This is a genomic window from Maribacter aurantiacus (genome assembly GCF_005780245.1).
In the GTDB taxonomy this organism is placed as follows: domain Bacteria; phylum Bacteroidota; class Bacteroidia; order Flavobacteriales; family Flavobacteriaceae; genus Maribacter; species Maribacter flavus.
The window spans coordinates 32,114-48,635 of the sequence record NZ_VBUK01000007.1; the positions used below are offsets into that span (position 1 = coordinate 32,114).

Here is a 16,522-nt window from a genome sequence, read left to right on the forward strand (position 1 = left end):
AATTCTTAATTCAACGCCTTATACCAATAGAAAAATGCTGCTTTGTCTCTCGACTTTTTGAGCTTGTTAAGAAAGTTTAACTCTCCAGAAATTTCCAGTTTGCTGATGTCCTGACCGTTGAATTTCTCTATCGTTGAATGGTCTTTGTTCTTTAATTGTTTAGCGAGGTAAGCTGCTTTTCCTGCTGCAAGTATGGCATCTTCTATTTTGAAGTTCTCTGCTATCAAAAAACCTTCAAACCTGCGTATTCCGGTAGTGAGTTCGGTAAACCTTGTTTTGTCCGGCTCTTCGGTGTTTTTGGTTCGTTTGGCTATGAGTAAAGAAGTGGTGAAAATATCATCCAGTATCTCTGTTAAGCCAATTTCCAGTTCACGATAGTTGATTTCCTTAGCACCAATTTTCTCAAAACTCAACGCAATTTCTTCTACGTTTTCTACTTCGTCAAAGAGGCATCCAATATCAAAGAGTTGCTTAATAATTTCCTGTTCTTTGTCCTTGCCATAAAGGATTCCAACGGTATTGGGTGCAAATGCCGTGAGTTTATCTCCTAAAATAGATTCTATAGAGGGAACAGCTACTTCCAACACGTCTTCGGATTCAATCCACTCCGATTGAATGGGAGCCGATAATAATCTAGGGTAATCGGTTTGCTCAAATAGAATATCCAATAACACAAAATGAGCACTTTGATTCAGGCTTGATTCATAATCAAATTCGTAATGAGCTTTGGGTACACCTTCTTTGTAGCTTCTTCTATCTTGTAGATCCCATTTATTGAAATGTGAATTAGCTACCACTTTGTCCAGGACAGCTTCAACTTCTTCACGACTTTGGGTAGTAATAATGTCAATATCTACCGAAAATCGTCTCGATTTAGCAAGTAGTAAAACAAGGCTTGTTCCGCCTTTAAAGGTAAAATCTAAACAATGAGCTTTAAGTTGCTGCAACAAGGAAAGGGCGTGTATCATTTTCTCCAATATCGGAGGGTTGATACGCTTCAAATGCTTTTGCTGCTTAAAGCCGTTGATCCATTCTTTGGTAAAACAATGTGCTTTTATCATTCTAAAATATCTTTAACAAAGTCACCAAAGTTGTTCTCTAAGTAACTTTTAATTTGTTCTTCTTTATTTCTTCTTCTAGCGTAGCTAATGAGCTTGGTGAAGTTTATTTGATAGCGTTTCAAAGCATTTTCAAACAGTGTATCCATTTCACTTCCCTGAATGGCATAGAAGGTGACGGTATCGCTATACACATCAATTAGTATTTTCTCCAAGGTCGGCACATAGACCTTATCCTTGGATTTTTCCTTGATGGCAATTTTCTGTATTGGTGATCGGGTTATGAGTGGTTTGATAATGATAGAAATTTCACTTTCCACATACCTTTCCATGATGTCCTCTTTTGGATCGAGATACACCCGGTACTGTTTAGATTCGGAATACGCATTGAATACTTCCTCTACAAAATCTTTTTCCACCTCCAGTATATAAAAAAAGGTTCCCAATTGATGTCGGGTAAAATCATTCAGCCATTCGGTACTCCACAGGCAGTAATCCAATTCATCAAATTCCTTTGCTACAATCTTGGATAATCGTGCCAGTTTATCTGATACAAATGGCTGGTAAGCTACTTTGTCGGAAATCGTGTAAATACCCATTTTCACTTGATCAATCACTTTGCGTTTCACCAAATCATGAATTCTCCAGGTTAAAACACTTTCTGTGATTTCTGGATCCAAATCGGTTAAAAAGGAACTGAGGGTATCTCGGTTGAAATGCCCTTTGCCTTTAAAATGCTTCGATATTTGACGGTCAATGATTTTAGACATAGCTCAATTTTGCCAGTATTTAACTTTTTTGGCATATTTTGGATTTACTCATTTTTGCCAATAGTGCAAATATAATGACATTTTTTAGAAACACTCATTTTTGCCAGTAAAATGTATTTACTGGCATTTTTGAGTAAATTTTTAAGTAACTGAATTTATCCCCTACATAAATTCCAATACCCATTTAATTTATACCTAGGATAAATTAAATCGCTTCCTTTTTTGTACCGCACTATTCCAAGTTTTTGCCTTAAAGTTTGTCGATAAACAAACACTCACCAAAGGACAATTTTTGCCCTTTTTCTCGGCTTGTTTTCCCCTGACCTTAGCATCTCAATTGGTTTAAAAACCGCACAGTTCAATTCGGAAGATTTAAAAATTTAAAACGATAAAAAAATGAAAAATACTGATTGGAAATCAATTGGCATTATGGCAGGAGTTTCACTAGGAGTTTTTGTGATTGGTACAATCCTAACCAAAAAAGTGATTGACCCTGCTATGGAGAAAGCAAAAGCTAAAAAGTTAGCAGAAAGCAGCGAAACAAAGAAGTAGTTCCATGGTGGGGCTACCTGAATTTAGTTACAAACACTTAAAAAAGCATTCAAAATGAATCCATATAACGATGAGTTGATGGCATACGAAGATGATGCCGAAGACAGATACGATGACTACGATGGGTATGAAGAAGATGACTTCGATACCGGTTTTGAAGGTCATGAAGACAGTTATTACGATGAGGATGAATACTACGATGAAGAAGTAGAATACATTCCTGCCGATGATGACGACATGTACGATAGTTACAAAACAAATTCTATCGGACGTATTGACCCGAACGACCGTACCTTAACCGTAGTAGTAAAAAACACTTCCGGAGCCGATGCAGAAGCCATTCTGTTTGGAGCAAACGAAGAAGCAGCACAACCTGCCGGTGTAACGGTAAGCGTTGAAGAGAGTTCACACAAAGAAGTAAGGGAGGAATCAAAAGCCAACCCATTCAAGATTGTGGGAATGAAAATGTCGGTTTCCAATCCATTGCAGTTTGACAATGTGCTGAAAATCAACAAAAGGACAGCAACAGGAAGCAATTCGGTAAGAGTTTACCAACCTAGAAATGCGACTTCACCTCAAAACTTCACTCAAGGTTTGATTGATGACCACAACTTTGAGATGGATGTTACAGGACAAGACAGCATCAGACTATTGCTTAAAGATGGTGTAACGGTGGTATTCACCTTCACAATCAAAGCAAGAGCCAACATGGGTAACCTATTGGATGGTAAAAATGTTGCCGAGCTTTCAACTGCTCCAAGAACTACCGGTCTTCCTCAATTAGACTTAATCAGAAGTAAGAAGCCATCAGCCTTTGGGTTGAAGCCTAAGAAACTGGTAAAGAAGATTGTCAGAAAAAGACCAAGCCCTGTTAAACGCAGACGTGGTATTTCAATGAGAAGACGACCTGGAGGTAGAGGATTCTTACGCAGAAGAAGATAAGAACCTATGCAAGCTGTAACAGGCTCATAACAGGTAAACCATTAAGCAGCCAAAGTCAGCGATAGCTCTTTGGCTGTTTTTGTAAAACTCAAATTGAAATACGATGAAGAAAAGTTTAACAAGGTCGAAATACGCACAAAATCGCATTGCATACATCGTGTATGGCAATCCGGATGGTGCACGCAAATTTTTGTTTGACCAAGGGTATCATCCTCCTAAGAACATTCACGATTTAGTGAAGGCTACTAAGGAACTGGTGAAAACACAAGGCAAAAACATTGTTCCGCATCTGTTAACGTTTCATCCGGAAAAAGATTTGATTCTGAAACTGAACCAACCCCAAAATAACCAAAGGGAAGATAGCTTTTGCGGTGCATGTGGAAGTAGCTCCTTTAATCCTGAATCCAACTTTTGTGGAGCTTGTGGCAACAGCAACTTCGGTGGTGATTCCAATTTGGATGTAGGCGACTACATTGATCAGTTGGTGGACATGACCACTTCTCAATTGGAAAAACACTATCAGGAAGTACTGGCAGCCTCCAATAAAAAGCCGGAAGACTTATCCCTAATGGAAGAAGTTCAACTGGTTTGGAATGAATTAAGACAGCGAAAATTAACCGCTGAAACCCCAACAAAAGAAGAACCCAAAGACAAGGATCGCTTTTCTGTTTCAAAAGACGGATTAGTGATTTTGGGCTTAACACTGGTTGCCGGTGTACTCATCGGATCCTCCATAAAAAGCAACTAAGATGATTAGAATAGTTAAAGAGGAAAATACACAGGCACTTAATCAGCAATCCAAAGCTGCTCTATCCTTAATAGGTGTAGCAGTTGCCAAAAATCCAAAGCCCTATAAAATGCTTTTGGATAGATACGGTATTCAGGTTCCAACAAGCGATAAAATATCTCTTGCCAATGGATTGGTGGAAGGTTTAGCCCTTCAAAACAAAGCATTCAACAGGGAGCTCACTGAACTACTTAGCAAAATGGTGGAATCAGAAACCGCCTATAATCCCGATGAAGATGAATACCATTATGTACAAGCCATAGCCGGAGCAATTGCCGGAATATCCGGAGCTGTGGGAAGTATTGTTGGTGGCAAGAACAAGCAGAAAATGGCGAAAGAAGAAGCTCGCAGAGAAATGCTGAATAACATGCTTGCCATGAAAGCCCAGGAACAACAAGCTGCTGCCGAAGAACGCAAGTTGGCAGGCAAGAAAAGCCTATACCTCATTATCGGTGTATTGGGCTTACTGGGCATTATCAGCTTCTTCTATTTCCGGCAGAGAAAAAATTCAATCAATGTAAATCCTTCATAAACGATAGATCATGGAATTAAGCAATTATAACTACGGAATAACCGGTCAGCCTACAAATGAGTGGGACAACTTTTTATGCTTTGGCAGAAAATGTAAGCAACGAAAAGCCGAAAGGCATAAGCTAAGAATGGAAAAGCGAAAGCTAAAAAATGACCAAAGGCGTGCCGAGACAGAGTCATTAAGAGCAGAAACAAGTTTAACCAAGCAATTGGCTTCACCTACACCTGCACCAACACCGCAGATGGCTCCACAAATGATGATGCAGCAAGCACCACAACCGACTGCAACGGCACAACCCCCTGCACCGCAAGTGCAAAAAGCAGGCATGGGAAGCCCGGTAATGATTGTCATTGGATTGCTTGTAGTTGGAGGCTTAGTGTATCAATCCATGAAGAAAAAAGGAGCTGCTGCTCCAGTACAAACTGCTTAAAAAATTGAAGTATGATAGCTGCAAATCCATTATATGAATTGAAGTTTTACGGAGGTCTTTTGGAAGAGGAAGACAATTTTGTTGATGGCTTAGGAAATGAATTTGAGTACGATGAATTCATTGGCAAGTGGATCAAAAAGAGAAAGGAAAAGCGAAGCCAAAATCCTAAAGTCATTGCCCGAAGAGAAAAAAGGGATGAAAAACGAATAGCTAAAGGCAGAAGGCCAAGGTTTAGTCGTCCTGCTCCAGTGCGAACTTCCAAACCGGTAGTTAAGCAAATTGCTCCCGATTTACCTCCAAAAAAAGAACCCATAGTTAGTGAACCACAGGTGAAAAAAGCCATGGTGGAGAGCTCTTCTAAATCAGAAGAACCAAGCACTAAACCGATGGAACAAACCGAAACAACGGCTTCGGAAACCACTACCAGTTTAACAACAGAAAGCACAGAAAATCAACCACAACAAGCTTCTATGTTGCCATTTGGCATGAGCAAGAAGACCTTGGTTTTTGTGGGTGTAGGTGTGGCTGCTTTGGTAGTAATTGGAATGATAAGAAAATAATGAACAAGCATGGACATACTCGCTCAAATAACGGAAGAAGAAGCAACAACCAACGGAAACTTACCCCAAGGTTTTCTCTTCGCTTCCATCAAGAACGTGGGAACAAGCACAGCTCTTGTGAACAATGTGCCTTTGCCTCCGGGAGAAGCCAAAAGCTACCCCTTTGTCGGAAAAGGTTATCAGGCGGTAAACTATGAGCCACAAGGTTCTACGCTTAGAATATTAAGAATCCTATAAATGAATCAAGATGATTGCAGGAGAAACAGAATATATCATGCACGGTGGAGAAGATAATTACGATTACTTCTTGAAAAACCTGTTTAAGAAAGATCCCAACAAACAGGCAAAGCCAAAGCGTACTGCCGAAGAAAAAGCAGCTCGAAAAGAGCAACGTCAACAATGGTGGGGAAAGCAAAAAGAGAACTTCCAAAATGCTGGAGGTGTGGAAGGTATTACCAGTACGCTAGGCAATATCGTGGGATTTTTCAAAGACGATACACCATCGGACTATGATATTTCCATGGGTGGTGGACAACCTGCTCCGCAGCCTGAAAAGAAGGGCATTTCAAAAGAAGTAATGATTATCGGGGGAATTGCCGTGCTAGTGATTGCTGCATACGGCTTTTCAGTCATGCAAAAGAATAAGAAAGTACAAATCCAGTCCGCTTAATGTTAGTACCAGTACCAACATACAACAATCGTTTTGTTTTGAAGGTAGGAATCAAAGCCCTTCGACCGGTCATTGTTGCCCTTAAAGGTTATGATGCCCATAGAGCTAATTCCTATTATTTCAGAAGAAAGGTTCCTTTCAAGCCTTCTGCAATAAGAGACGGTATGAATTACAAGGAAATATCTATTCCTATGCCTTTGTCTCCTGAAACCTTGTTGGTAGAAATTTACAATAGCGAAACCAGTGAAGACAATGGCTATGTGATTGAAAAATTTGAGGTGGAAAAAATGAAAGCCTCTGAAATATGGGCTCAACCTGCTATACACCGATTCATTGACTTTGCTCAAAACTTTGCAAAGTATAGCGGTACATACAAACCCGGATTTTTCGATTCACCCGATCACGAGTTTTTGATTCAGTTGCTACCGGTGATTAAAGACCAGTTTGGCAATACCATGGTTACCCCTGCAAGAACCAACCGTCAGACCGGTAGAATACAAGTTTCCAATCAAGCATTCAAGCACTTTACTATTCCTGTAAGGATGTTTGTGCTATTGCATGAACGCCAACACTTTCAGATACCAACGAGAGAAGAACGTCCGGCAGACTTAGCTGCATTAAAGCTCTATTTGGATTTACAATACCCAAAAATCGAAGCGGTATATGCTGCTACAAAAGTATTTGCCATGCATCCCGAAACCGTGGGTAGTCAGCATGTAACAAGAGCTCAGGACATTATCAATTTCATTGACAGGTATCGCAATACCCAAGAAATCATGTTAAACCACAAAGCCAAAGCCGTATGAACAGCAAGCAGAAAATAGGGTTATTGGGAGCTTTGGCGGTGGTTGGCACAGGTTATTTCCTTTTCAAAAACGATAAGGACGAAAAGTCAATAAGTACCTCAGACAAAGAAACTAAGTTGCACGGTGATGATACCGAAAGCAACTTTATTGGTATTTCCAATGCTCGCATTCATCAGGCATTAATGGCTCAAAACCCCAACTATGCTAAAGCCTTTAAAAAGGACTTAAAAACATGGGGAACGGTGTCAGGTGTGATGGATGTTTCCAATGACTTTGATGAAGCCAAACGCAAGAAAAAGAAATTAAAAGCCTTTGCCCAAAAAGCATTGGAAGTTCAGAAGAACTACGAGGAAAAGGCAGTTCATTTACCTGAAATATCCAAAACACAAATTACCCTTACCAATAATGGTACTTCGGTTAGAACCATCAATTTATGGGGAGCCAATATGGGTACTTCTATCAGTAAGCCATTGCCCGGAGATGTTCAGGATCACAAAGTAAATCAAGAAGTACAGACTGGTGTACATCCTCAAAATGTAGGTTTCAATTCGTTCAATGGCTTACTCTATGTAGCTAATCAGTTGAGTGATAGTGTTACTATCATGGACACATCAGGAGCAATTGTAAAAACCGTTGCTTTGGGTAATGTTTATCCCGGATTTGTTTCTCCAGTGGATGTTGCTTTTAATCCTTTTAATGGAGAAGCATGGGTAGTTTGTTCGGTCGAGAATACAGTTAGAATACTGGATGCTTCCCACAACATCATTCAAACTATACCGGTTGGCAATCGACCAACTTCCATTGCTTACAATCCTGAAAATAGCTGTTTTTATGTGAGCAATTTATTGGATAACACCTTATCCAAAATTGACAGTACTAGCTATAATGTAGTAGCGACTTTAAATACTGGAGAGGATCCAAGAACAGTTTCGGTGTGGAATCAGCAAGGAACGGTTTGGGTAAGCAATTCAAGTTCAGATTCGGTAAGCATTTTTGATACAGCCGATAATCTGCTAAGTGAAATAAATGCGACAGGAGATTATCCAACGGAGTTTACAGAAACGACTACTAGCTTGTTTTTGATAGCCAAGAACAGTAATGAATTACTGGAGCTCAATCCTGAAACTCACAATATTGAAAACACCTATCCACTAGGATTTCAACCTAGCGGAATCATCTATAATCCGGTTAATGGATTTTTATACGTGTTGAGCAATCAAACAGGCTTAATCTATATCTATTCCACTAATGGAACGATTTCAGAAACATTGTCGCTGAACAATTCACCGAACATAGGAATAACTGCCTTACCAAGTGGCGAGGTGTTTACGACCAACACAAGTGGTGGCAACCTTGCTTTTATTGGTTATTCCGATAGCAGTAGCGACATCACCATTAATGAAAGTTATCCTGAAAAGCGAGCTGAATTTCAGTTCAAACCTGCACTAGTGAAGCATGCCAAATTTGTGTTTTCAGATGAAAACCGAGCAAGTGGCTTAAAATTGATTCACCAAAGTCCGACAGGGAAACAACACGTTACCCCGATTTCATTCAACAATTACAAAAGTCCACAAAACTACCTCGATGTAGCAGAAGTAACAGCCGTTCGTGGTGATGTGATTGATGGAAAATCGACATGGGAGTTTAAGATAGCTCCCGGACAGACCATTACCATTTTGGTCTATTACAAACAGCTTCAATTCAAATATTTAATACCAACAATTAAAATTTAAAACAATGGGAAAATTAAACTATCTGGTCATTCACTGTACCGCAAGTCCTGAAGGTAAAGAGCTCACTAAGGACGATATTATTCGCATGCACACCAATCCAAAACATTTGGGAGGAAGAGGTTGGAACCGTCCGGGATATTCGGACATCGTGTACCTCGATGGAGAGCTTGTAAACATCATACCATTCAACCAAGACGATCAAGTGGATCCATGGGAAATATCCAACGGAGTGCGTGGTATCAACGGCAATTCAAGGCATGTGGTTTATGTAGGTGGTGTTGATGAAAGTGGTGAAAAGCCAAAAGACACAAGGACTAAAGAGCAAAAAGGCACTTTGGAAACCTACGTAAAGTTCATGCTATTACGCCATCCTCATATTCAGGTTTTAGGACATAATCAAGCTCCTGGAGCAAGCAAGGCTTGTCCAAGTTTTGATGTTCCTAAGTGGTTGGAAAGCATCGGTATTTCAGAGGCAAACATTTACAAAGAAGAAGACTAATGAGAACGGTAATCACATTGGCAATAGGCTTTTGGCTAGGCAGACAGATCTACATTAAGTACGACAAGCAAACGGCTCTTAAAAAGGAAGAGCAAATCAAAAACCGCTTAAAGTCCTTTTTGGAAGATAATGGCTTAACCAAAAGTGAAGTGAAAGAAACCACAGAAGAAATTATAGGCATATAAATCAATTATTATGGTAGGAGCAGTTGCAGGAGCGAAAGCCGTTGAAGGCTTATCACAGAACAAGGCTACCCCTTATATCATAGGGGGAATTATCCTAGTAGGTATTGGCATTACCTACTTTGGAGTGATACGTCCGATTCTTTGCAAAACAGGAATTGCCGACTGTAAAAGCAGCAAGAAGATTCGTGACATTATGAGCTACAAAGGCTTTGATCCGAATTATGCTCGTCCGGAAAAAATTACACTTTCCCACGATAGAGCAAAACAACTGGCTACCCAAATTTATGATGCCGGTTCCTGGTATAATGATGATGAAGGAGCCATTTATTCAGCTTTAGAAGAAGCCGGAAGTGCTGATAACCTTTCTCTGATTTCTCGAATGTTCAGTGCCATGAAATACGGCAGTTTGGCAGAGTACATCACTTACTACCTAGATGATGCCGATGAAGTGGCACGAGTAAAAGACATTTTAGAAAGCTATTAACCTTTAGAATTATGGATGCAAAGACAAAGAAATATTTAATTATAGGTGGTGTAGCCACGGTCGTTTTAGCCCTTGCAGGATTTGGAGTTCACAAGTTTATCAAGAACCGAAAAAACCGCACTACAAGTGGCAAACAAAAGGAACGAGAAGAGCAAAAGCTCATTGGTAAAAAAGTGCATTACGGATCCGAAGGTTATGTGAATATAAGAAGCTCTGCGAAGGTGGATAATGAGAACTGGACTACCATGGATTTCTCGCACAACCTATTAACACAAGCAGAAAGTAATCCGGTGGGAACCATTTTAGAACGCCTCAAAGGTGAAGATGGCTATTACTGGTACAAAATAAAATTGACCAAACCTGTGGGAGGCAAAACCGAAGGTTATGTGCGTGAAGATGCAGTTGTAGTTCAATATTAAACCCTAAAAGACATGAAGAAAGAGACAATTAAACTAGATAATAAAATGCTATGGATCGGAGCTGGACTGGCAGTTACAGCAGCCGGTTTTGGCGTATGGTATTTTCTGAAAAAGCGAAAAGAGAAACAGCAATTTGCTGCAAGCATTAAGGGAACAACCACTTCGAGCAGTTCTTCAGGAGTTCGCTCATTTAGTTGTATGTATTCCGATAGCAGTTTCCCATTGAAATTCGGAACCTGTGGAACCAATGTAAAGAAACTCCAAAACTACCTGAACTCAAAAGGATCGGGAATAGATACTGATGGCAAGTTTGGTCCGAAAACAGAAGCAGCAGTTCAGAAGGTATTTGGCACTAAAACCGTGTCTCAGGAGAAGTTTAAAACCATAAGCTAATACCATGGAAACAGAAGAAAGAACAGGCATAAAAAACTATTTGGACAATGTGTTTAGCGATGATGGATTAAAAACCGACATCAAAATCACAATGACCGATGAGACTTTGAGAAAGACAAGCTTGTACCTCGTGGGTTCAGGTTTGGTGATTACGCTCATCGTTTTTGGTATTCGAGGAATTGTAAAAAATATGGAAGCTCAGTAATGAATAAGAAGGTCATTGCATTATTCGCTATATCCGTTTTTGCCGGAGCCGGTTATGTGGCTTGGGCGTATTCTCCTTTGGGGAAAACGGTCATTTCTAAACGCTTATTAAGTCGTTGGGAAAAGGATTTAAAGGTGGATGAGGCTAACAAAGAACTTCTTGAAAAAGAGCTCAAAGTATTGGATTACGAACAGCACGTTTTGCTATGGAATTTAACTCGATGGCATTTAGCCAAACCTTCCGAGAGGAAAGAGAAAAAGCTCAAAAAATTGGCTTTGCAGCTAAACGAATCGGGTATAGAAAAGCATGCAGCCCTCAAACAGATAACAGATATGCTCCAATCATAAATGCAAGAATTATGGATACAGGAATTATTACGGAAATAGCGACACAAATTATGGGATATGTGAAAAGCCTTGATTGGGCTTACATTCTCACTTTTATCATTATTGGATATGGTATCAACTCACAAAAGTTTACCAGTCAGATCAAGCAGAAAACCAATATTTCATCCAAACGAAGATACCGGACGGCATTGGTGGGTTTAGTCTATGCAGTGATTCTGTATTTCATTCGAGGATATGAAGTCAAACATATCGAAGTACTGTTTCAGTCCTTCGTTTTTGCCTTTGTTTTTCACAAACTCATTTTAGATGGATTAGTCCGCTATATCACTGGTAAAAGAACGGATTACAAAACGCTAAAGGAAAATGAAAATGCGACTTAGCTATGCCGTCTTGTTGCTTTGGCTGATGACCATAATTGGTTTTGTATGGTATTGGAGCTCAAAGGATAGGTCGGTTAATCCAAACCCCAATTACGAGCAAACCATCAAGAAACTGGAACAGCAAAACGACAGCCTCCTAGCTATCAATCAGGGTTTGCAAGAGCAAATTGCTGAACAACTGGAAAAACAAGAAGGCATTAAAGAAGAATTAAAAAAACGAAACAAGGATTTAGAACAACTCAAATACAGGAAAAGTGAAAAGATTAGGGCTATTGGTAATTATGATAATGATGAGCTGTATCGGTTTTTCGCAGAATTTAAAACCGACAGTTTACACCATTCAGAATGATACGCTTTTCTGCTTTACAGTAAGTCAGGCAAAAGTAATTGCGATTGAACTGGAAGGGAAAAAGTATCAGGACAGCATTGCAGTTGAGCAATCTACCCAACTGGCTTTGCAAGATTCTTTGATTCAGCAGCAGGATTCAACCATAAAGCTGCTTCAAAGTCAGGCGATCAACTATCAAAGCATCATTGCCAATAATCAAGAGGTGAACAACGAAGTGAACCTGCAATTGGGTTATCTAAAAACAGAAGTGAAACGACATAAACGAGATAAGATTTTCCTAGGAACCGGACTTGGAGTAAGCATTGGCATCATAGGAATCTTAGCCATACTTAATTAAAGAATTATGAGTGCAATTGGTGGATATAGCAGCGATGTAAACCTAAACGATTTAAACTATGTAGGTGATTTTCCGGTGGAAAATAGTCTCGGTGGTTTTGGTGTTACAACCGGTGGAACAGATGACTATGTGTTAGAATTAGATCCTGCATTGAAAAACGCTTACCGACAAGGATTGAGTATTCAAGTGAAATTCAATCATGGTAATTCAGGCGTTTCAACAATCAATATCAATGGTAAGGGAGCGGTTCCAATAATGAAAGCCGTGAATGGTGTATTGGTTGATTTGGCTGCCGATGATTTGGGAACCATCAAACATTATCTATTGCTATTTGATGGGACTTGCTTTCAAGTGTTGGCAGGGTTAAAGTCTAGCATTGAAACGGCATCAGAAACCGTTGAAGGAAAAGCAAGAGTTGCCACGATTGAAGAAGTCAATGCCGGAACAAATAACTCAACTTTTGTTACCCCTCAAAAGCTTGCAAGCTATGTATCAGATAAGGTAACAGGACTTTGGGAAAACAAAGGAACTATTGACTGCTCAACAAATCCTAATTATCCGGCAGCCTTAGCTGGAGATGCCTATACGGTAAGTACAGGAGGTAAAATTGGTGGAGCTGCCGGAGAAGATGTTCAGGAAATGGATGTCATTGTTTGTTTGGTGGATAATGCCGGAGGTGATCAGGCAAGTGTTGGAGCTTCATGGAATGTGATTCAAAGCAATGTTTCGCAAGCAACTGAAACCATAGCAGGGATAATTAAAGTGGCTTCACAAGCCTTGGTGAATGGTGGAACAGATGATTTGAGTGCCATTACGCCTTTGAAGCTAAAAACACTTTTGGATTCAAGACTGGCGACTGAAACACTTATTGGATTAATCGAAATTGCTACTCAGGCAGAAACGGATTTAGGAGCCGATAACCAAAGAGCCATTACACCATTGCGACTAAAAACTCGATTGGATAATTACCTGAATCGAGAATCACTACTCACCATCACGGCTGCACAGATTGGAACGACCATGTATCATACACCGGGAAGAAATCGCTATTCGGTAGTAAATGGAAATATGATACTCATAAAAGATATTCGATTAAAGCGTACAGGTGGAGCCGGTTCAGTTAGTGGTTGGATGATGAATTTTCCAAAACCTAATAATAGTCCAACTGGAGCTTTATCCGGAACACTTACCAGTAATGGTGGGCAGACTTTCTTTTACAACATCGACAGTAATGGAAGGGTGTCCATAAGCGGAACCTTTATAGATCCCAACGATGAATTGCTATTCAATATTCATCCTTATATCGCTAGATACCCAATCGAATACGATGCTACTTCACCTGCTTAAACGATGACTATGGAACTATGGAAAATAATAACGCTGATTTTGGGAGCTACCGGATTTTGGAAGTTGCTTGAAATCCTTGTTCGCCTGCGTACTGATAAAAAAGTAAAGTTGGCAGAGGCTATCAACCTACATGCACAGGCAGAGAATCAGATTGTTGCAAATTGGATACAGTGGTCGCAAATGTTAGAAAAGAGAATTAAAGAATCGGAGGAACATACAGAAGCGTTACAGAAAGTAATAGAGAACCAACGCAAACGCATCCAAGATTTGGAGAAAAAAGTGGTTCACATGGAGAAACAAAACAAGGAATTAATTAACGAGCTAAAACGCATAAAACAGTAAGTCATGAAGGAGAATAAAACAATGAACATCTTGTTTGCAACATTTATGGTTTTGTCCATTGCAAACATTTCAATCAACCTATTGAGAATGAAAAAGAGCTGCAAATGCCAAAGCGGTGAAAGCGGTGGTTGTAGTTGTCAAAAACAAGCATAACAAATGGCTGTTCAGGTAGATAAAAAGGTAGTCTTTATGGGTGTTGGTATCCTTGTAGGTGTCATCGGCATTGCTATTGCAAGCCGTTGGCTTTACAAGAAACTGGATATTCAAACCAAGTTAAAGCTTCGTCAGCTTCGACCTGAAGTAAGAAAGAAGGTCGAGAAGTTTCTCATCAAAGCCCAAAAGGCAGGCATTCCACTTAAAGTAACCAGTGCTTACCGTGATTGTGAAGAGCAAAACAAACTCTATGCACAAGGACGAACAGCTCCCGGAGGAATTGTTACCAATGCCAAATGCGGACAGTCGGACCACAATGTAGGAGTAGCGGTAGATATCGTTCCAATTGTTGATGGACGAGCCAATTACAAAGTGCCTGAATCGGTATGGAATACTATTGGAGCCATTGGTGAAAGTGTTGGTCTGTCATGGGGAGGGCGATGGACTTCTTTTAAAGACCGTCCACATTTTTACGACCGTGGAGGTAAATCCATTGCACAGCTTTGGACTGAACAACAAAACTTAGCAAACCTAGCATAATGAGCGAAGCAACAAGAGTACATAAAAACGCCTATCGAAATGGTAATGCCTCTTCCATGTTAGACTACTTGGAAGAGCTGATACTTATTCAAAGTGGTGAAAACGGAAGGTTCACTATTCCTGAAACTGAGCAAGGATATGAAGACTTGTCAGTTACCGATACGGAAGTGGCTCAATTGACCATTCCTGAAAATGCGATTTCTGCGACCATATCCATTGAAGCTGATGCAAGCATAACGGATAAATCAAGAGTAATTCGTTTCAAAGAAAATGGCAGTGATCCAAGTGCAAATTCGGGTATTGCTTTAGGTGATAATGACCTTTATGAAATTACCGGTCGATGGAATTTGGAAAGCTTTCGAGTTATCGGAATTGAAGCAGGGAAAAACCATGTTTTAAGAGTGCAATACTATCAATCTCCACAGAACGCATGAGGTATATCAATAAACAACGTTTTGTAAAAGCAAGTCAAACCATCGTTGAGCAAACTGGTGGAACAGATCCGGGAGGTGGAACTGGAGGTAGTGAAATTCAACTAACAAACCGTTCGGCTCAGATTTTAGAACCCGGTGATGTGGTAATCATTGAGAAAAACAATCCTTTATCGGTAACGACTACTAATTTGTATTACAGCGAAGATGTTATTGGTGTAGTGAAAACAGGTGGTGGAATAGGTCAATTGGTAACCATCCAAACATCAGGTATTGCAGATATTAAAATGACTGTTTTTCCTGTAAATATTGGTGACAACATTTATACCGGTGATGTTCATGGAAGAGGTTACGCTTCATCATCTTCCTGGCCGGGCACTTTTGCCAAAGCATTAGAATCAAAACCCAATGCCATTTTAGGAACTGTAAAAGCCCTTTTATCCGGAGGTGTACCGGAAGTTTATTAAACCAATTGATATGATTGAAATACTAAAGCTATCTATTCAGGAAAATAACGGTCAGAAAATGATTGGTGTCCGTTACCAAAAAGACGGTCAAGCCCAACCGTTTGTAATTTTCCATTATTCAGACCTCGATTCTCCAACTGGTAATTCTGAATTGAAAGAGGCGGTGAAGGCTTATTTGAGATAGTGTCTAAATTAAATTCCTCTCAGTAATTTTTCTATAACTTGCCTAAGCATAACTCCTTCTTTTCTCAAGTCATTTGAATAGTTGTTTAATCTCCATTGAAGAATAGTAAAACGCATACTCCCCATGAATACTGAAGCTAATTGATTCGGATCTACATCTGAACGGATTGAGCCATCTTGCTGTCCTTGTTGAATAATGCTAACAACTCTCTCCTTTTTATTCGTTAGTATGTTGTGAACTGCACTTGACAGTTTCTCTTCATACTGGAAACTAGTTTCTGCGAAAATAACCATCACAATGGCAGGATGATTGGAGAAATGTTCAAATTGAAAGTCAATGATCTGTTTTAACTTTTCTATCCCTTTATCTTCACTTTGAATCAATTCGGTCATCTTTGTTTTCAACCCCATTCCAAAGTAATTCAAGACGGACGATAAAATATCCGTCTTGTTTTTGAAGTGACGATAAATTGCAGGTTCACTAAACCCCATTTTTTCAGCTAACGCTTTGGTGGTTAGTTGTTGAATTCCTCCCTGATTAATTAATTCGGTTGCTGCATTGATGATCTCTATTTGTCGTGCCGTGTACTCCATATTACAAAGGTAAGTTAGTGCGATTAA

At 39.8% G+C, this 16,522-nt stretch carries 29 protein-coding genes; 26 read left to right on the top strand and 3 right to left on the bottom strand.

The genetic code is table 11. The annotated features are described in order from the left end of the window. Positions 1 to 5: 5 nt before the first annotated feature. Positions 6 to 1,061 carry a nucleotidyl transferase AbiEii/AbiGii toxin family protein gene (locus FEK29_RS12030; protein ID WP_138258690.1) on the bottom strand — a complete coding sequence of 352 codons (1,056 nt, stop codon included), beginning with the start codon at positions 1,059 to 1,061 and terminating at the stop codon, positions 6 to 8. Next, positions 1,058 to 1,828, bottom strand: a complete 771-nt coding sequence (locus FEK29_RS12035; RefSeq protein WP_138258691.1) for a DUF6577 family protein — start codon at positions 1,826 to 1,828, stop codon at positions 1,058 to 1,060. The genes FEK29_RS12030 and FEK29_RS12035 overlap by 4 nt, the downstream gene beginning before the upstream one ends. A gap of 396 nt (positions 1,829 to 2,224) precedes the next feature. On the opposite strand from FEK29_RS12035, the gene FEK29_RS17975 reads away from it, so the two are divergent. From FEK29_RS17975 to FEK29_RS17980, 26 genes are all read left to right on the top strand, one after another. Further along, complete coding sequence (locus FEK29_RS17975) at positions 2,225 to 2,380, top strand: hypothetical protein (protein WP_158651290.1); 156 nt, start codon at positions 2,225 to 2,227, stop codon at positions 2,378 to 2,380. 54 nt (positions 2,381 to 2,434) lie between these two features. Further along, positions 2,435 to 3,322 carry a hypothetical protein gene (locus FEK29_RS12040; RefSeq protein WP_138258692.1) on the top strand — a complete coding sequence of 296 codons (888 nt, stop codon included), beginning with the start codon at positions 2,435 to 2,437 and terminating at the stop codon, positions 3,320 to 3,322. Positions 3,323 to 3,425: 103 nt separating this feature from the next. Continuing rightward, on the top strand, positions 3,426 to 4,070 hold the full coding sequence (locus FEK29_RS12045) for a hypothetical protein (protein WP_138258693.1): 645 nt from the start codon (positions 3,426 to 3,428) through the stop codon (positions 4,068 to 4,070). Between the two features lies 1 nt (position 4,071). Beyond that, on the top strand, positions 4,072 to 4,641 hold the full coding sequence (locus tag FEK29_RS12050) for a hypothetical protein (RefSeq protein WP_138258694.1): 570 nt from the start codon (positions 4,072 to 4,074) through the stop codon (positions 4,639 to 4,641). Positions 4,642 to 4,651: 10 nt separating this feature from the next. Continuing rightward, positions 4,652 to 5,071, top strand: a complete 420-nt coding sequence (locus FEK29_RS12055) for a hypothetical protein (RefSeq protein ID WP_138258695.1) — start codon at positions 4,652 to 4,654, stop codon at positions 5,069 to 5,071. A gap of 11 nt (positions 5,072 to 5,082) precedes the next feature. After that, positions 5,083 to 5,631, top strand: coding sequence for a hypothetical protein (locus tag FEK29_RS12060; protein WP_138258696.1), 549 nt, complete (start codon positions 5,083 to 5,085; stop codon positions 5,629 to 5,631). Between the two features lie 9 nt (positions 5,632 to 5,640). Beyond that, positions 5,641 to 5,868: a hypothetical protein gene (locus FEK29_RS12065; protein ID WP_044638292.1), complete on the top strand. Its 228-nt coding sequence runs from the start codon at positions 5,641 to 5,643 to the stop codon at positions 5,866 to 5,868. 10 nt (positions 5,869 to 5,878) lie between these two features. Next, positions 5,879 to 6,301, top strand: a complete 423-nt coding sequence (locus FEK29_RS12070; RefSeq protein WP_138258697.1) for a hypothetical protein — start codon at positions 5,879 to 5,881, stop codon at positions 6,299 to 6,301. After that, positions 6,301 to 7,107 carry a hypothetical protein gene (locus FEK29_RS12075; protein WP_138258698.1) on the top strand — a complete coding sequence of 269 codons (807 nt, stop codon included), beginning with the start codon at positions 6,301 to 6,303 and terminating at the stop codon, positions 7,105 to 7,107. Before FEK29_RS12070 ends, FEK29_RS12075 begins: the two co-directional genes overlap by 1 nt. Beyond that, positions 7,104 to 8,840 (top strand): YncE family protein, encoded by a 1,737-nt coding sequence (locus tag FEK29_RS12080; RefSeq protein WP_138258699.1) that lies wholly within the window; start codon positions 7,104 to 7,106, stop codon positions 8,838 to 8,840. The genes FEK29_RS12075 and FEK29_RS12080 overlap by 4 nt, the downstream gene beginning before the upstream one ends. Before the next feature lie 4 nt (positions 8,841 to 8,844). Beyond that, positions 8,845 to 9,339, top strand: coding sequence for an N-acetylmuramoyl-L-alanine amidase (locus tag FEK29_RS12085; RefSeq protein WP_138258700.1), 495 nt, complete (start codon positions 8,845 to 8,847; stop codon positions 9,337 to 9,339). Beyond that, the gene (locus tag FEK29_RS12090) at positions 9,339 to 9,524 is read left to right on the top strand and encodes a hypothetical protein (protein ID WP_138258701.1); all 186 of its coding nucleotides are present in this window, start codon (positions 9,339 to 9,341) and stop codon (positions 9,522 to 9,524) included. Before FEK29_RS12085 ends, FEK29_RS12090 begins: the two co-directional genes overlap by 1 nt. Before the next feature lie 10 nt (positions 9,525 to 9,534). Then, complete coding sequence (locus FEK29_RS12095) at positions 9,535 to 10,008, top strand: hypothetical protein (RefSeq protein WP_102995003.1); 474 nt, start codon at positions 9,535 to 9,537, stop codon at positions 10,006 to 10,008. 11 nt (positions 10,009 to 10,019) lie between these two features. Further along, a complete protein-coding gene (locus FEK29_RS12100) occupies positions 10,020 to 10,427 on the top strand; it encodes a hypothetical protein (protein WP_138258702.1) in 408 nt (135 codons plus the stop codon). 12 nt (positions 10,428 to 10,439) lie between these two features. After that, the gene (locus FEK29_RS12105) at positions 10,440 to 10,820 is read left to right on the top strand and encodes a peptidoglycan-binding domain-containing protein (protein ID WP_138258703.1); all 381 of its coding nucleotides are present in this window, start codon (positions 10,440 to 10,442) and stop codon (positions 10,818 to 10,820) included. A gap of 4 nt (positions 10,821 to 10,824) precedes the next feature. Then, positions 10,825 to 11,025 carry a hypothetical protein gene (locus FEK29_RS12110; protein ID WP_044638301.1) on the top strand — a complete coding sequence of 67 codons (201 nt, stop codon included), beginning with the start codon at positions 10,825 to 10,827 and terminating at the stop codon, positions 11,023 to 11,025. Next, positions 11,025 to 11,372: a hypothetical protein gene (locus FEK29_RS12115; RefSeq protein WP_138258704.1), complete on the top strand. Its 348-nt coding sequence runs from the start codon at positions 11,025 to 11,027 to the stop codon at positions 11,370 to 11,372. The genes FEK29_RS12110 and FEK29_RS12115 overlap by 1 nt, the downstream gene beginning before the upstream one ends. A gap of 11 nt (positions 11,373 to 11,383) precedes the next feature. Continuing rightward, positions 11,384 to 11,752 (top strand): hypothetical protein, encoded by a 369-nt coding sequence (locus tag FEK29_RS12120; RefSeq protein WP_240042743.1) that lies wholly within the window; start codon positions 11,384 to 11,386, stop codon positions 11,750 to 11,752. Beyond that, positions 11,736 to 12,101 (top strand): hypothetical protein, encoded by a 366-nt coding sequence (locus FEK29_RS12125; RefSeq protein ID WP_138258705.1) that lies wholly within the window; start codon positions 11,736 to 11,738, stop codon positions 12,099 to 12,101. The genes FEK29_RS12120 and FEK29_RS12125 overlap by 17 nt, the downstream gene beginning before the upstream one ends. Further along, a complete protein-coding gene (locus FEK29_RS12130; protein WP_138258706.1) occupies positions 12,040 to 12,438 on the top strand; it encodes a hypothetical protein in 399 nt (132 codons plus the stop codon). Before FEK29_RS12125 ends, FEK29_RS12130 begins: the two co-directional genes overlap by 62 nt. A 6-nt stretch (positions 12,439 to 12,444) precedes the next feature. Beyond that, positions 12,445 to 13,785 carry a hypothetical protein gene (locus FEK29_RS12135; RefSeq protein WP_138258707.1) on the top strand — a complete coding sequence of 447 codons (1,341 nt, stop codon included), beginning with the start codon at positions 12,445 to 12,447 and terminating at the stop codon, positions 13,783 to 13,785. Positions 13,786 to 13,794: 9 nt separating this feature from the next. Next, positions 13,795 to 14,127 (top strand): hypothetical protein, encoded by a 333-nt coding sequence (locus tag FEK29_RS12140; protein ID WP_138258708.1) that lies wholly within the window; start codon positions 13,795 to 13,797, stop codon positions 14,125 to 14,127. A gap of 156 nt (positions 14,128 to 14,283) precedes the next feature. Beyond that, on the top strand, positions 14,284 to 14,820 hold the full coding sequence (locus FEK29_RS12145; RefSeq protein WP_138258709.1) for a M15 family metallopeptidase: 537 nt from the start codon (positions 14,284 to 14,286) through the stop codon (positions 14,818 to 14,820). Next, positions 14,820 to 15,254, top strand: a complete 435-nt coding sequence (locus tag FEK29_RS12150) for a hypothetical protein (RefSeq protein ID WP_138258710.1) — start codon at positions 14,820 to 14,822, stop codon at positions 15,252 to 15,254. Before FEK29_RS12145 ends, FEK29_RS12150 begins: the two co-directional genes overlap by 1 nt. After that, positions 15,251 to 15,718, top strand: coding sequence for a DUF2190 family protein (locus FEK29_RS12155; RefSeq protein WP_044638308.1), 468 nt, complete (start codon positions 15,251 to 15,253; stop codon positions 15,716 to 15,718). The genes FEK29_RS12150 and FEK29_RS12155 overlap by 4 nt, the downstream gene beginning before the upstream one ends. Positions 15,719 to 15,728: 10 nt before the next feature. Beyond that, positions 15,729 to 15,902, top strand: coding sequence for a hypothetical protein (locus FEK29_RS17980; protein ID WP_161595357.1), 174 nt, complete (start codon positions 15,729 to 15,731; stop codon positions 15,900 to 15,902). A gap of 8 nt (positions 15,903 to 15,910) precedes the next feature. Here FEK29_RS17980 and FEK29_RS12160 read toward each other — a convergent pair whose 3' ends face one another. Further along, entirely contained in the window at positions 15,911 to 16,495 is a 585-nt protein-coding gene (locus FEK29_RS12160) for a TetR/AcrR family transcriptional regulator (RefSeq protein WP_138258711.1), read from the bottom strand. Positions 16,496 to 16,522: the final 27 nt, after the last annotated feature.

Coding starts and splice junctions, on each gene's coding strand:
- FEK29_RS12030 (WP_138258690.1), bottom strand. CDS start 1,061: ATGATAAAAGCACATTGTTTTACCAAAGAATGGATCAACGGCTTTAAG.
- FEK29_RS12035 (WP_138258691.1), bottom strand. CDS start 1,828: ATGTCTAAAATCATTGACCGTCAAATATCGAAGCATTTTAAAGGCAAA.
- FEK29_RS17975 (WP_158651290.1), top strand. CDS start 2,225: ATGAAAAATACTGATTGGAAATCAATTGGCATTATGGCAGGAGTTTCA.
- FEK29_RS12040 (WP_138258692.1), top strand. CDS start 2,435: ATGAATCCATATAACGATGAGTTGATGGCATACGAAGATGATGCCGAA.
- FEK29_RS12045 (WP_138258693.1), top strand. CDS start 3,426: ATGAAGAAAAGTTTAACAAGGTCGAAATACGCACAAAATCGCATTGCA.
- FEK29_RS12050 (WP_138258694.1), top strand. CDS start 4,072: ATGATTAGAATAGTTAAAGAGGAAAATACACAGGCACTTAATCAGCAA.
- FEK29_RS12055 (WP_138258695.1), top strand. CDS start 4,652: ATGGAATTAAGCAATTATAACTACGGAATAACCGGTCAGCCTACAAAT.
- FEK29_RS12060 (WP_138258696.1), top strand. CDS start 5,083: ATGATAGCTGCAAATCCATTATATGAATTGAAGTTTTACGGAGGTCTT.
- FEK29_RS12065 (WP_044638292.1), top strand. CDS start 5,641: ATGGACATACTCGCTCAAATAACGGAAGAAGAAGCAACAACCAACGGA.
- FEK29_RS12070 (WP_138258697.1), top strand. CDS start 5,879: ATGATTGCAGGAGAAACAGAATATATCATGCACGGTGGAGAAGATAAT.
- FEK29_RS12075 (WP_138258698.1), top strand. CDS start 6,301: ATGTTAGTACCAGTACCAACATACAACAATCGTTTTGTTTTGAAGGTA.
- FEK29_RS12080 (WP_138258699.1), top strand. CDS start 7,104: ATGAACAGCAAGCAGAAAATAGGGTTATTGGGAGCTTTGGCGGTGGTT.
- FEK29_RS12085 (WP_138258700.1), top strand. CDS start 8,845: ATGGGAAAATTAAACTATCTGGTCATTCACTGTACCGCAAGTCCTGAA.
- FEK29_RS12090 (WP_138258701.1), top strand. CDS start 9,339: ATGAGAACGGTAATCACATTGGCAATAGGCTTTTGGCTAGGCAGACAG.
- FEK29_RS12095 (WP_102995003.1), top strand. CDS start 9,535: ATGGTAGGAGCAGTTGCAGGAGCGAAAGCCGTTGAAGGCTTATCACAG.
- FEK29_RS12100 (WP_138258702.1), top strand. CDS start 10,020: ATGGATGCAAAGACAAAGAAATATTTAATTATAGGTGGTGTAGCCACG.
- FEK29_RS12105 (WP_138258703.1), top strand. CDS start 10,440: ATGAAGAAAGAGACAATTAAACTAGATAATAAAATGCTATGGATCGGA.
- FEK29_RS12110 (WP_044638301.1), top strand. CDS start 10,825: ATGGAAACAGAAGAAAGAACAGGCATAAAAAACTATTTGGACAATGTG.
- FEK29_RS12115 (WP_138258704.1), top strand. CDS start 11,025: ATGAATAAGAAGGTCATTGCATTATTCGCTATATCCGTTTTTGCCGGA.
- FEK29_RS12120 (WP_240042743.1), top strand. CDS start 11,384: ATGGATACAGGAATTATTACGGAAATAGCGACACAAATTATGGGATAT.
- FEK29_RS12125 (WP_138258705.1), top strand. CDS start 11,736: ATGAAAATGCGACTTAGCTATGCCGTCTTGTTGCTTTGGCTGATGACC.
- FEK29_RS12130 (WP_138258706.1), top strand. CDS start 12,040: ATGATGAGCTGTATCGGTTTTTCGCAGAATTTAAAACCGACAGTTTAC.
- FEK29_RS12135 (WP_138258707.1), top strand. CDS start 12,445: ATGAGTGCAATTGGTGGATATAGCAGCGATGTAAACCTAAACGATTTA.
- FEK29_RS12140 (WP_138258708.1), top strand. CDS start 13,795: ATGGAACTATGGAAAATAATAACGCTGATTTTGGGAGCTACCGGATTT.
- FEK29_RS12145 (WP_138258709.1), top strand. CDS start 14,284: ATGGCTGTTCAGGTAGATAAAAAGGTAGTCTTTATGGGTGTTGGTATC.
- FEK29_RS12150 (WP_138258710.1), top strand. CDS start 14,820: ATGAGCGAAGCAACAAGAGTACATAAAAACGCCTATCGAAATGGTAAT.
- FEK29_RS12155 (WP_044638308.1), top strand. CDS start 15,251: ATGAGGTATATCAATAAACAACGTTTTGTAAAAGCAAGTCAAACCATC.
- FEK29_RS17980 (WP_161595357.1), top strand. CDS start 15,729: ATGATTGAAATACTAAAGCTATCTATTCAGGAAAATAACGGTCAGAAA.
- FEK29_RS12160 (WP_138258711.1), bottom strand. CDS start 16,495: ATGGAGTACACGGCACGACAAATAGAGATCATCAATGCAGCAACCGAA.